The following is a 12,580-nucleotide window of genomic DNA, read 5'->3' on the forward strand; positions in this document are numbered from 1 at the left end:
ATGGGTTTCGCCCGTACCTGCTCCGTCGCCCTCGTCGGCGTCGAAGGCGTCGTCGTCGAGGTCCAGGCCGACCTCGAACCGGGCGTCGCCGCCTTCACCCTCGTCGGCCTCCCCGACAAGAGCCTCAGCGAGAGCCGCGACCGGGTCCGCGCCGCCGTCGTCAACTCCGGCGCCGAATGGCCCCAGAAGAAGCTGACCGTCGGCCTCAGCCCGGCATCCGTCCCGAAGGGCGGCTCGGGATTCGATCTGGCCGTCGCCGCGGCCGTCCTCGGCGCCGCCGAGCGGATCGATCCGCGGGCCATCGCCGACCTCGTCCTCATCGGCGAACTCGGCCTCGACGGGCGCGTCCGGCCCGTCCGCGGTGTCCTGCCCGCCGTCCTCGCCGCCGCCGACGCCGGATACCGCCAGGTCGTCGTCCCCGAACAGACCGCGGGCGAGGCCTCGCTCGTCCCCGGGGTCTCCGTCCTCGGCGTCCGCAGCCTCCGCCAGCTGATCGCCGTCCTCACCGACGAACCCGTCCCCGACGAGGAAGCCGACGAGGACGGCCGGCCCGACGCCATGCTCGCCGGACTGCTCGTCCCCGGCGCCTGCCTCGGCACCGGACTCGCCGCCGAGGCCACCGAAGGACCCGACCTCGCCGACGTCGCCGGCCAGCACCGTGCCCGCCTCGCCCTGGAGATCGCCGCCGCCGGCAGCCACCACCTGCTGCTCTCCGGCCCGCCCGGCGCGGGAAAGACCATGCTGGCCGAGCGTCTCCCCGGCATCCTGCCGCCGCTCACCCGACAGGAATCCCTGGAGGTCACCGCCGTCCACTCCGTCGCCGGCATCCTCCCTCCCGGCGAACCCCTCGTCCGCCGCGCGCCCTACTGCGCGCCCCACCACTCCGCCACCATGCAGTCCCTCGTCGGCGGCGGGAACGGCCTCCCCAGGCCCGGCGCCGTCTCCCTGGCTCATCGAGGAGTCCTCTTCCTGGACGAGGCCCCGGAGTTCTCCGGCAAGGCCCTCGACGCCCTCCGTCAGCCCCTCGAATCCGGGCACGTCGTCATCGCCCGCGCCGCCGGAGTCGTCCGCCTCCCCGCCCGCTTCCTCCTCGCCCTCGCCGCCAACCCCTGCCCCTGCGGCCGCCACACCCTCCACGGCGCAGGCTGCGAATGCCCCGCCTCCGTCGTCCGCCGCTACCAGGCGCGGCTCTCCGGACCCCTGCTCGACCGCGTCGACCTCCGTCTGGAAGTCGAACCCGTCACCCGCGAGGACCTCCTCGGGCGGGGCGGCCGCGGCGAGACCACCGCCACCGTCGCCGCCCGCGTCCACGAAGCCCGGGCCAGGACCGCCGCGCGCCTCGCCGACACCCCCTGGAGGGTGAACAGCGAGATCCCCGGACACGAACTCCGCACCCGCTACCTCGCCGCGCCCGGAGCCCTCGCCATCGCCGAACGCGACGTCGAACGCGGACTGCTCACCGCCCGCGGCCTCGACCGGGTCCTGCGCGTCGCCTGGACCGTCGCCGACCTGAACGGCCACGACCGGCCCGACAGCCAGGACATCGCCCTCGCCCTCGAACTGCGCACCGGCGTCGCCCGCGGCGTGCCCGTCGGAGCGGGGGAGCCCGCATGACCACCACACCCGGCCCCACCGACGAGCACCTGGCCCGCGCGACCCTCAGCCGCGCCGTCGAACCCGGCGACGAACACGCCGGCCGATGGCTCCGCCAGTACGGCGCCACCGGCTTCCTCGACCGCCTCCTCCGTGCCGGGGACGACCCCGGCCCCTTCCCCGGCACCGGAGCCGGACGCCTCACCTCCTGGCGGCAACGCGCCCTCGCCGCCCGCCCCGGCCACGACCTCGACACCGTCCACGGACTCGGCGGCCGCTTCCTCGTCCCCGGCGACACCGAATGGCCACGTCAACTCGACGACCTCGGCGACGCCCGCCCCATCGGCCTCTGGGTCCGGGGCCCGGCCGACCTGCGCGCCTGGGCCCTGCGCTCCGTCGCCCTCGTCGGCGCCCGCGCCTGCACCCCGTACGGCGCCCACACCGCCGCCGACCTCGCCGCCGGCCTCAGCCGACAGGGCTGGGTCGTCGTCTCCGGGGCCGCCTACGGCATCGACGGCGCCGCCCACCGGGGCACCCTCGCCGCCGGCGGCGCCACCGTCGCCGTCCTCGCCTGCGGCGTCGACACCCCGTACCCCCGCGGCCACGACCGACTCATCCGGCGCATCGCGGAACAAGGCCTCGTCGTCGGAGAACTGCCACCCGACAGCCACCCCACCCCCAGCCGCTTCATCCTCCGCAACCGCGTCATCGCCGCCCTCACCCGCGGAACCGTCGTCGTCGAGGCCCAGCACCGCAGCGGCTCCCTCGTCACCGCCCGCGCCGCCACCCGCCTCGGCCGCCACACCATGGGCGTCCCCGGCCCCGTCACCAGCGCACTCTCCGCAGGCGTCCACGAACTCCTGCGCGGCGACGCCACCCTCGTCACCGACGCCGACGAGATCATCGAGCTCGTCGGGGACATCGGACAGCTCGCCCCGGCGCGCCGGGGCCCCGTCCTGCCCCGCGACCTCCTCGCCCCCGCCACCGCGCACGTCCTCGAAGCGGTCCCCGCCCGAGGTCCCACGCCCACCACCGCCATCGCCCGCCGTGCCGGAACCACCCCCGACGACACCCTCGCCAAGCTGTACGAACTCCACTCGCTCGGCTTCCTCGAACGGCACGGGGACGGTTGGCAGTTGACGAACACCGCGACAGAAGCGTCGAACGCGCGGCGAGGCGGTACTTGACCTGGCGCATTCGAGTGAAAAGGTGAAGGCCGATGAACAAGCCAGTTCTCTCGACCGCACCCGAGGGGCCGACACGCGCCACGGCCCGGGTTCGAAGATGTGGCCGACGGCGTCCACCCGGAGCGGCGCGATCCGCCGATGTTCGCTCACCGCGACAGCACACTCACGCTACGCTCACCAGGATTCCCTCCAGGACACCCACACCGACACACCCGACAGCAGAACGGCTCAAGGCAACGCATGCCCCAGCACACCTCCGGGTCTGACCGCGCTGCGGTGCCCCCAGCGGCCCGGGGCACCGTGCGACCGCCCGCACCGACCTCCCTCGACGAGCTGTGGCGCTCGTACAAGGACACCGGCGACGAGCGGCTGCGGGAGCAGCTGATCCTGCACTACTCGCCGCTCGTCAAATACGTCGCGGGACGGGTCAGCGTGGGGCTGCCGTCCAACGTGGAACAGGCCGACTTCGTCTCCTCCGGGGTCTTCGGGCTCATCGACGCCATCGAGAAGTTCGACGTCGAGCGGGCGATCAAGTTCGAGACGTACGCCATCACCCGCATCCGCGGCGCCATGATCGACGAACTCCGCGCCCTGGACTGGATCCCGCGCTCCGTCCGCCAGAAGGCCCGCAACGTCGAGCGCGCCTACGCCACCCTCGAAGCGCAGCTCCGCCGGACACCCTCCGAGAGCGAGGTCGCCGCGGAGATGGAGATCACGCTGGAGGAACTGCACGCGGTTTTCAGCCAGTTGTCCCTGGCGAACGTGGTCGCCCTGGAGGAGCTGCTGCACGTCGGCGGCGAGGGCGGCGACCGGCTCTCCCTCATGGACACCCTGGAGGACACCGCCGCCGACAACCCCGTCGAGGTCGCCGAGGACCGCGAGCTGCGCCGGTTGCTCGCCCGTGCGATCAACACGCTCCCCGAGCGGGAGAAGACCGTCGTCACGCTCTACTACTACGAGGGCCTGACCCTCGCCGAGATCGGCCACGTCCTCGGCGTCACCGAGAGCCGCGTCAGCCAGATCCACACCAAGTCCGTCCTCCAGCTCCGGGCCAAGCTGGCCGACGTCGGCCGCTGACCCTTGCGGGCCGGTCGTACAGTGGATCCGTGCCCAGGATTCGAGCGGCCTCCGTGGCCGAGCACCGGACCATGCAGCGCGGCGCCCTCCTGGACGCCGCGCGTTCCCTGCTGTCCGAGGGGGGTACGGAGGCGCTGACCTTCCCCGCCCTCGCCGAGCGCACGGGCCTGGCCCGCTCGTCGGTCTACGAGTACTTCCGTTCGCGCGCCGCCGTCGTCGAAGAGCTCTGCGCCGTCGACTTCCCGGTCTGGGCGGCCGAGGTCGAGGCCGCCATGGCCGGTGCCGAGACCCCGCGCGGCAAGGTCGAGGCGTACGTCCGCACCCAGCTGGACCTCGTCGGGGACCGGCGCCACCGGGCCGTCGTCGCCATCTCGGCGAGCGAGCTGGACGACGGCGCCCGCGAGAAGATCCGCGCGGCCCACGGCGGCCTCGTCGCCATGATCGTCGAGGCCCTCGCCGCCCTGGGCCAGCCCCAGCCCCGCCTGGGCGCCATGCTCCTCCAGGGCGTCGTCGACGCCGCCGTCCGCCGCATCGAACTCGGCGCGGCCGAAGACCCCACGGTGATCGCCGAAGCAGCGGTCACGATGGCCCTCCACGGAGTCTCCGGCCCCACGCACTGACCCCTCGGCCGGTCGGCCGTGTCAGTGGTTCCCCTCCTGTGCGACCCCGAGGCCATGGCCGAGCCACTCGGCCCGGAGCGCGTCGACGCCGTCCGGCTGGAGGTGGTCCTCGCCGAGGACTTCGCCGACCACCGCCGCCGGCTACTGCCGTATTGGTCGGACCCGACGCCGACGCCCGAACATCGTCGACGACCCGCCCACCCCGTTCCCCGAGTACGCCGCGGGCCTCGTCGGGCGGGGCCACTGGTCGTTCTGGTGGGACTAGGGGGCGCCCCGGGTGACGGGGAGGAGCCGTGACGCGGGGCGGTGCGTCAGGGGCAGGGGGTTCAGGTAGGTCTCGCCCTTCAGGAGGCCCCAGTGGAGGCAGGTCTTCGGGCAGTGGGGGTTCTCCGTGACCTCGGCGATCGGGGTGCCCGGTGAGACCTGGGTGCCCTGGGGGACCAGGGGGGTCACCGGGGTGAACGTCGTGCGGAGCGGGGGAGTGCCCGTGCCCGGGAGGGTGAGGGTGACCGCGCCGCGGCCGCCCACCGGGCCGGCGAACGTGACCGTGCCCGCCGCCGGTGCGAGGACCGGGGTGCCCGGCGGCGCGGCGAGGTCCACACCGCGGTGACCCGCGGCGTACGGGCCCGGCGGGGGCTCCCAGCCGCGGAGGATCTCCGGCGGGGGAGGGCCCACCGGCCAGAGCAGGGTCAGCATCGCGAGCAGCATCGTCAGGTGCATGGGGGAAGGTTTTCCCGGGCGCCCGGTCCGTGGGGGTCCAGGGCGACATCTGTGGATCGCTCGCCCGCTGTGGACAGTGCCGTCACCCGGCGCTCCCAGGGTCCCGTACACTTCCTATGGCGACTCGGGTCACCGGGTCGACTTCGCACGCCCCGCCACCAGTCCTTGCGGCGGGTGGCAGCGCCTTTCGGTCCCTCTGGGGCATGGCGCGCCGGGGCGTCAGGAACACAAAACCGAGAAAACCAAGGAGATGGCCATGGCCGTCGTCACGATGCGGGAGCTGCTGGAGAGCGGCGTCCACTTCGGTCACCAGACCCGTCGCTGGAACCCGAAGATGAAGCGCTTCATCTTCACCGAGCGCAACGGCATCTACATCATCGACCTGCTCCAGTCGCTGTCGTACATCGACCGCGCCTACGAGTTCGTCAAGGAGACCGTCGCGCACGGCGGCTCCATCATGTTCGTCGGTACGAAGAAGCAGGCCCAGGAGGCCATCGCCGAGCAGGCGACGCGTGTCGGCATGCCGTACGTCAACCAGCGTTGGCTCGGTGGCATGCTCACCAACTTCTCCACCGTCTACAAGCGTCTGCAGCGCCTCAAGGAGCTCGAGCAGATCGACTTCGAGGACGTCGCCGCCTCGGGTCTCACCAAGAAGGAGCTCCTGGTCCTCTCCCGCGAGAAGGCCAAGCTGGAGAAGACCCTCGGTGGTATCCGCGAGATGCAGAAGGTGCCCAGCGCCGTCTGGATCGTCGACACCAAGAAGGAGCACATCGCCGTCGGTGAGGCGCGCAAGCTCCACATCCCGGTCGTCGCGATCCTCGACACCAACTGCGACCCCGACGAGGTCGACTACAAGATCCCGGGCAACGACGACGCGATCCGCTCCGTCACCCTGCTCACCCGCGTGATCGCCGACGCCGTCGCCGAGGGCCTCATCGCCCGTTCCGGCGCCGCGACCGGCGACTCGAAGCCGGGCGAGAAGGCCCAGGGCGAGCCGCTCGCCGAGTGGGAGCGCGACCTGCTCGAGGGTGAGAAGAAGGCCGACGAGGCCGCCGAGGCCCCCGCCGCCGAGGCCGCTCCGGCCGAGGCCGCCGCCGAGGCTCCGGCCGCGGACGCCGAGCAGGCCTGACCCTTCAGGACCCTGAGGATCTTCGGGTGACGACGGCGGGGGCCCACGAAGCCCCCGCCGTCCACCCGTGGACCCGCCCGATCTTTCAGACTTCGAGAGAGAAACAGACTCATGGCGAACTACACCGCCGCTGACGTCAAGAAGCTCCGCGAGCTCACCGGCGCCGGCATGATGGACTGCAAGAAGGCCCTGGACGAGGCCGACGGCAACGTCGACAAGGCCGTCGAGGCGCTCCGTATCAAGGGTCAGAAGGGCGTCGCCAAGCGCGAGGGCCGCTCTGCCGAGAACGGCGCCGTGGTCTCCCTCATCGCCGACGACAACACCTCCGGTGTCCTGGTCGAGCTGAAGTGCGAGACGGACTTCGTCGCCAAGGGTGACAAGTTCCAGGCCGTCGCCGCCCAGCTGGCCGAGCACGTCGCCGCCACCGCCCCGGCCGACCTGGAGGCCCTGCTCGCCTCCGAGATCGAGGCCGGCAAGACCGTGCAGGCGTTCGTCGACGAGGCCAACGCCAACCTCGGCGAGAAGATCGTCCTCGACCGCTTCGCGCAGTACGCCGACGGCTTCGTCTACGCGTACATGCACCGCACGATGCCCGACCTGCCGCCGCAGATCGGTGTCCTCGTCGAGTTCGACAAGGCCGACGCCGACGTCGCCAAGGGCATCGCCCAGCACATCGCCGCCTTCGCGCCGAAGTACCTCACCAAGGAAGACATTCCGGCCGAGGTCGTCGAGTCCGAGCGTCGCATCGCCGAGGAGACCACCCGCGCCGAGGGCAAGCCCGAGGCCGCGATCGCCAAGATCGTCGAGGGTCGCGTCAACGGCTTCTTCAAGGACGCCACGCTGCTCGGCCAGCCGTACGCCCTTGACAACAAGAAGTCCGTCCAGAAGGTCCTGGACGAGGCCGGTGTCACCCTGAAGCGCTTCACCCGCATCAAGGTCGGCATCTGAGTCCGTACGCAGACGCGACGGACACCGGACCCCGGTAGGGTCTGAGGCAGTCGTCCACGCCCGCGCAGGACGACCGCAGATCTGACGAGGAGGCCATTGCCGTACGGGATACCGAGAGGACCCAAGGCAATGGCCTCCTTCGTATGTGCACGAGGAGATCTCCATGAATCAGGGCGCCGTACAGGGCGACGACAACAACGGCAAGAAGGCCGGCCGCTACATGCTGAAGCTGTCCGGAGAAGCCTTCTCCGGCGGTACCGGCCTGGGCGTCGACCCCGACGTCGTGCACGCCATCGCGCGTGAGATCGCGGCCGTCGTCCGCGACGGCGCGGAGATCGCGATCGTGATCGGCGGCGGCAACTTCTTCCGCGGTGCCGAGCTCCAGCAGCGCGGCATGGACCGGGCCCGCTCCGACTACATGGGCATGCTCGGCACCGTGATGAACTGCCTCGCCCTCCAGGACTTCCTGGAGAAGGAGGGCATCGACTCGCGCGTCCAGACCGCCATCACCATGGGCCAGGTCGCCGAGCCGTACATCCCGCTGCGCGCCGTGCGCCACCTGGAGAAGGGCCGCGTGGTCATCTTCGGTGCGGGCATGGGCATGCCGTACTTCTCCACGGACACCACCGCCGCCCAGCGCGCCCTGGAGATCGACGCCGAGGCCCTGCTCATGGGCAAGAACGGCGTGGACGGCGTCTACGACTCCGACCCGAAGCGCAATCCCGACGCGGTCAAGTTCGACGCCCTCGAGTACGGCGAGGTGCTGTCCCGCGACCTCAAGGTCGCCGACGCCACCGCCATCACCCTGTGCCGGGACAACAACCTCCCGATCCTCGTCTTCGAACTGCTCACCGAGGGCAATATCGCTCGCGCGGTGAAGGGTGAGAAGATCGGCACGCTCGTGAGCGACCAGGGCACCCGGGCCTGACCCGAACCGGGGAACCGCCCCGCAAGGGGATGGACAGAGCCCTGCCGGTCGTACACCGTGCAGGACACAACGCGACGACACGCAGGAGCAAGTGGTGATCGAAGAGACCCTCCTCGAGGCCGAGGAGAAGATGGAGAAGGCCGTCGTGGTCGCCAAGGAGGACTTCGCCGCGATCCGCACCGGCCGTGCGCACCCGGCGATGTTCAACAAGATCGTGGCCGACTACTACGGTGCCATCACCCCCATCAACCAGCTGGCGTCCTTCTCCGTCCCGGAGCCGCGCATGGCCGTGGTGACGCCGTTCGACAAGAGCGCGCTGCGCAACATCGAGCAGGCGATCCGGGACTCGGACCTCGGCGTCAACCCGAGCAACGACGGCAACATCATCCGCGTGGTGTTCCCCGAGCTGACCGAGGAGCGCCGCCGGGAGTACATCAAGGTCGCCAAGGGCAAGGCCGAGGACTCGAAGATCTCGATCCGCTCGGTGCGCCGCAAGGCCAAGGAGACCATCGACAAGTTCGTCAAGGACGGCGAGGTCGGCGAGGACGAGGGCCGCCGCGCCGAGAAGGAGCTCGACGACACCACCGCGAAGTACGTCGCGCAGGTGGACGAGCTGCTCAAGCACAAGGAAGCCGAGCTGCTCGAGGTCTGATGAACGACTCTTCCTGGGGGGCGCCGGCCGGTTCAGGCCTCGGCGGACCCGACCAGGGGCCTGCCCCGGCGGGTCCCGCATACGATCGGCATCAGGCGGCGCAGACTCGGCCCATGCCCATCGTGCCCGACGTTCCCGCCGGCGGATTCCAGGACGGTCACGGCCGGGGGGCCGCTCACCCGAGCGGTCCCCTGTTCCGTGACGAGACGCCGCACGAGCACCCGCAGGAGCCCATGTCCAGCCCCACCCCGCCTCCGCCGCCCGCGCCGACGGCGCCACGGCAGAAGAAGAGCGCGGGGCGCGACCTGGGCGCGGCCATAGGGGTCGGGGTCGGTCTCGGTGCCGTCATCATCGCGTCGCTGTTCATCTGGAAGCCGGCGTTCGTCGGCGTGATAGCGGTCGCGGTGGTCGTCGGCCTGTGGGAGCTCACCTCCCGCCTCCAGGAGCGCAAGGCGATCAAGGCGCCGCTGGTGCCGCTCGCGGTCGGCGGCGCGGCGATGGTCGTCGCCGGCTACGTCCGGGACGCCGAGGGCGCCTGGGTGGCGATGGCCCTGACGGCGCTCGCGGTGCTCGTCTGGCGGATGACGGAGCCTCCCGAGGGCTACCTGAAGGACGTCACGGCGGGGGTCTTCGCCGCGTTCTACGTGCCGTTCCTGGCGACGTTCGTGGCGATGCTGCTGACCGCGGACGACGGGCCGCAGCGGGTGCTGACCTTCCTGATCCTGACCGTGGTCAGCGACACCGGGGCGTACGCGGTCGGCTGGCGCTTCGGCAAGCACAAGCTGGCCCCGCGGATCAGCCCCGGCAAGACCCGGGAGGGCCTGCTCGGCGCGGTGACCTTCGCCATGGCGGCGGGCGCGCTGTGCATGGAGTTCATGATCGACGAGGGTGCCTGGTGGCAGGGCCTGATCCTCGGCCTCGCGGTGGCGGCGAGCGCGACGCTCGGCGACCTCGGCGAGTCCATGATCAAGCGCGACCTGGGCATCAAGGACATGGGCACGCTGCTGCCGGGCCACGGCGGCATCATGGACCGTTTGGACTCGCTGCTGCCGACGGCGCCGGTGGTGTGGCTGCTGATGGCGATCTTCGTCGGAACGGGTTGACGGACAGCGGGTACTCTGGAAGGGCTCGTGGCGCGTGCGCTGCGGGCCCTTCCGTCGTCCTCGCCGCCGCGAGGACGGTCCAGTGAGGTCTCCTGGCTTCGGCATCGTGATGCCGCGCTCCCCGCCGTCGCGGGGATGCCAGACCTCGTGCCGTCTGAGGAGACACCCGATCGTGGCCCGTCCAGTGCCCGGAGAACTCACTTTCGTCGCCCCCCGCGGAGCCAAGAAGCCGCCGCGGCACCTGGCCGACCTCTCGCCCGCCGAGCGGAAGGAGGCCGTCGCCGCGATCGGCGAGAAGCCGTTCCGCGCCAAGCAGCTTTCCACGCACTACTTCGCGCGGTACGCGCACGACCCCGCCGAGTGGACCGACATCCCGGCCGCCTCGCGGGAGAAGCTGGCCGGCGAGCTGCTGCCCGACCTGATGTCCGTGGTGCGGCACATCTCGTGCGACGACGACACCACCCGTAAGACCCTGTGGCGGCTGCATGACGGCACGCTCGTGGAGTCCGTGCTCATGCGCTACCCGGACCGGGTGACCATGTGCATCTCCTCGCAGGCCGGCTGCGGCATGAACTGCCCGTTCTGCGCGACCGGGCAGGCGGGGCTCGACCGGAACCTGTCGACCGCCGAGATCGTGCACCAGATCGTGGACGGCATGCGTTCCCTGCGCGACGGGGAGGTGCCCGGGGGACCGGCGCGCCTTTCCAACATCGTGTTCATGGGCATGGGCGAGCCGCTCGCCAACTACAAGCGGGTCGTCGGCGCCATCCGGCGGCTCACGGACCCCGAGCCGGACGGGCTCGGGCTGTCGCAGCGCGGCATCACCGTCTCCACCGTCGGCCTCGTCCCCGCGATGCTGCGCTTCGCCGACGAGGGCTTCAAGTGCCGGCTCGCCGTCTCGCTGCACGCCCCGGACGACGAGCTCCGCGACACCCTCGTGCCCGTCAACACCCGCTGGAAGGTCCGCGAGGTCCTCGATGCGGCCTGGGAGTACGCGGAGAAGTCCGGGCGCCGGATCTCCATCGAGTACGCCCTCATCCGGGACATCAACGACCAGGCCTGGCGCGGCGACCTCCTCGGCCGCCTCCTCAAGGGCAAGCGGGTGCACGTCAACCTGATCCCGCTGAACCCGACGCCCGGCTCGAAGTGGACGGCCTCCCGCCCGGAGGACGAGAAGGCCTTCGTCGAGGCGATCGCCCGCCACGGCGTGCCGGTGACCGTGCGGGACACCCGCGGTCAGGAGATCGACGGTGCCTGTGGACAGCTCGCGGCCGCCGAGCGCTGACCTTGTAGTCTGAGCTCGAACACATCTCCATATTCCGACAGGGGAGCGCCACAGCGCTGAGAGTGCGGTAACCGTAGACCGCAGACCCTCTGAACCTCGCCCAGGTCATTCTGGGTAGGAAGTTCGGTCGTAACTCAAGCTGTTGCGCCCTGCCCGCGCCCGGTCCGCCGGACGTGGGCAGGGCCGCGTCTCTTCCTGGTCATACCCAGGAGGAATCCAGTGAGCATCAAGAAGGCCGCCGCCGCCGCGCTCGTCGCGGCGCTCGGCATCACCGGTCTCGCCGCGTGCGGCACCGACGACGTCCGGGGCTCGGCCGGCAAGACCGACCAGCCCGCGCCGAAGACGGTGACGCTGGTGAGCCACGACTCGTTCAACGCCTCCAAGGAGGTGCTCGCGGACTTCACCCAGCAGACCGGTTTCACGGTCAAGGTGCTGAAGAGCGGCGACGCCGGTGAGGCCGTCAACAAGGAGATCCTCACCAAGGGCTCCCCGCAGGGTGACGTCTTCTTCGGCGTCGACAACACGCTCCTCTCCCGCGCCCTGAGCAACGGGATCTTCGTCCCGTACGAGGCGAAGGGCCTGGACCGGATCCCCGCCGCGTACCAGCTGGACAAGGAGCACCGGGTCACCCCGATCGACTCCGGCGACATCTGCGTCAACTACGACAAGAAGTACTTCGCCGACAAGAAGCTGGCCCCGCCGCAGACCTTCGACGACCTCGCCGAGCCGGAGTACAAGGACCTCCTCGTGGTGGAGAACCCCGAGCGGTCCTCCCCGGGCCTCGGCTTCCTCCTCGGCACGGCCGCCAAGTACGGCGACGAGGGCTGGCAGGACTACTGGAAGAAGCTCAAGGCCAACGGCGTGAAGACCGTCGACAGCTGGGAGCTCGCCTACAACCAGGAGTTCTCCGGCTCGGCCGGCGGCAAGCAGGCCAAGGGCGACCGGCCGCTGGTCGTCTCGTACGCCTCCAGCCCTCCGGCCGAGGTGCTGTACGGCGAGCCGCAGCCGAAGGTGGCGCCCACCGGTGTCTCCACCGGCACCTGCTTCCGGCAGACCGAGTTCGCGGGCCTGCTGAACGGCGCGAAGAACCCCGAGGGCGGCAAGGCGCTCATCGACTTCCTGATCTCCAAGAAGTTCCAGGAGGACATGCCGCTCCAGATGTTCGTCAACCCGGTGGCGAAGGACGCGGCCCTGCCGGAGCTCTTCACCAAGCACGGCGTGGTGATCGAGAAGCCGGAGACCATGGCGCCCGAGAAGATCGCCGAGAAGCGTGACCCGTGGATCCAGCAGTGGTCGTCGCTCGTCCTGAAGTGACCCGCGACCTCAAGGGGAGCGCGA

12 protein-coding genes and 1 riboswitch are annotated in these 12,580 nt (G+C 70.9%); of the genes, 11 read left to right on the forward strand and 1 reads right to left on the reverse strand.

The features are described 5' to 3' along the window. The 4 genes from AB5J54_RS28595 (at position 1) to AB5J54_RS28610 (ending at position 4,477) form a co-directional block, all read left to right on the forward strand. Positions 1–1,614 (forward strand): YifB family Mg chelatase-like AAA ATPase, encoded by a 1,614-nt coding sequence (locus tag AB5J54_RS28595; RefSeq protein WP_369146776.1) that lies wholly within the window; start codon positions 1–3, stop codon positions 1,612–1,614. Continuing rightward, entirely contained in the window at positions 1,611–2,780 is a 1,170-nt protein-coding gene (gene dprA, locus AB5J54_RS28600) for a DNA-processing protein DprA (RefSeq protein ID WP_369146777.1), read from the forward strand. The genes AB5J54_RS28595 and dprA overlap by 4 nt, the downstream gene beginning before the upstream one ends. Positions 2,781–3,020: 240 nt before the next feature. Continuing rightward, positions 3,021–3,857, forward strand: coding sequence for an RNA polymerase sigma factor WhiG (gene whiG / locus AB5J54_RS28605; protein WP_041131468.1), 837 nt, complete (start codon positions 3,021–3,023; stop codon positions 3,855–3,857). Between the two features lie 53 nt (positions 3,858–3,910). Beyond that, entirely contained in the window at positions 3,911–4,477 is a 567-nt protein-coding gene (locus AB5J54_RS28610) for a TetR/AcrR family transcriptional regulator (RefSeq protein WP_369149485.1), read from the forward strand. Positions 4,478–4,738: 261 nt separating this feature from the next. On the opposite strand, the gene AB5J54_RS28615 is transcribed toward AB5J54_RS28610, so the two are convergent. Next, positions 4,739–5,197 carry a murein hydrolase activator EnvC gene (locus AB5J54_RS28615; RefSeq protein WP_369146778.1) on the reverse strand — a complete coding sequence of 153 codons (459 nt, stop codon included), beginning with the start codon at positions 5,195–5,197 and terminating at the stop codon, positions 4,739–4,741. A 256-nt stretch (positions 5,198–5,453) separates the two neighbouring features. On the opposite strand from AB5J54_RS28615, the gene rpsB reads away from it, so the two are divergent. The 7 genes from rpsB (at position 5,454) to AB5J54_RS28650 (ending at position 12,556) form a co-directional block, all read left to right on the forward strand. Continuing rightward, the gene (rpsB, locus tag AB5J54_RS28620) at positions 5,454–6,326 is read left to right on the forward strand and encodes a 30S ribosomal protein S2 (protein WP_369146779.1); all 873 of its coding nucleotides are present in this window, start codon (positions 5,454–5,456) and stop codon (positions 6,324–6,326) included. Between the two features lie 111 nt (positions 6,327–6,437). Then, on the forward strand, positions 6,438–7,274 hold the full coding sequence (gene tsf, locus AB5J54_RS28625; RefSeq protein ID WP_369146780.1) for a translation elongation factor Ts: 837 nt from the start codon (positions 6,438–6,440) through the stop codon (positions 7,272–7,274). Between the two features lie 163 nt (positions 7,275–7,437). After that, positions 7,438–8,202: a UMP kinase gene (pyrH, locus tag AB5J54_RS28630; protein WP_352020822.1), complete on the forward strand. Its 765-nt coding sequence runs from the start codon at positions 7,438–7,440 to the stop codon at positions 8,200–8,202. Between the two features lie 94 nt (positions 8,203–8,296). After that, entirely contained in the window at positions 8,297–8,854 is a 558-nt protein-coding gene (gene frr / locus AB5J54_RS28635) for a ribosome recycling factor (protein ID WP_030690629.1), read from the forward strand. Beyond that, positions 8,854–9,957, forward strand: a complete 1,104-nt coding sequence (locus AB5J54_RS28640; RefSeq protein ID WP_369146781.1) for a phosphatidate cytidylyltransferase — start codon at positions 8,854–8,856, stop codon at positions 9,955–9,957. Before frr ends, AB5J54_RS28640 begins: the two co-directional genes overlap by 1 nt. Before the next feature lie 172 nt (positions 9,958–10,129). After that, positions 10,130–11,242, forward strand: a complete 1,113-nt coding sequence (gene rlmN, locus AB5J54_RS28645) for a 23S rRNA (adenine(2503)-C(2))-methyltransferase RlmN (protein ID WP_030690627.1) — start codon at positions 10,130–10,132, stop codon at positions 11,240–11,242. Between the two features lie 29 nt (positions 11,243–11,271). Next, positions 11,272–11,381: riboswitch (TPP riboswitch) on the forward strand. Positions 11,382–11,461: 80 nt separating this feature from the next. Next, the gene (locus AB5J54_RS28650) at positions 11,462–12,556 is read left to right on the forward strand and encodes a thiamine ABC transporter substrate binding subunit (protein WP_369146782.1); all 1,095 of its coding nucleotides are present in this window, start codon (positions 11,462–11,464) and stop codon (positions 12,554–12,556) included. The last annotated feature ends 24 nt before the right edge of the window (positions 12,557–12,580 follow it).

It is taken from the genome of Streptomyces sp. R44 (assembly GCF_041053105.1).
Taxonomy (GTDB): domain Bacteria; phylum Actinomycetota; class Actinomycetes; order Streptomycetales; family Streptomycetaceae; genus Streptomyces.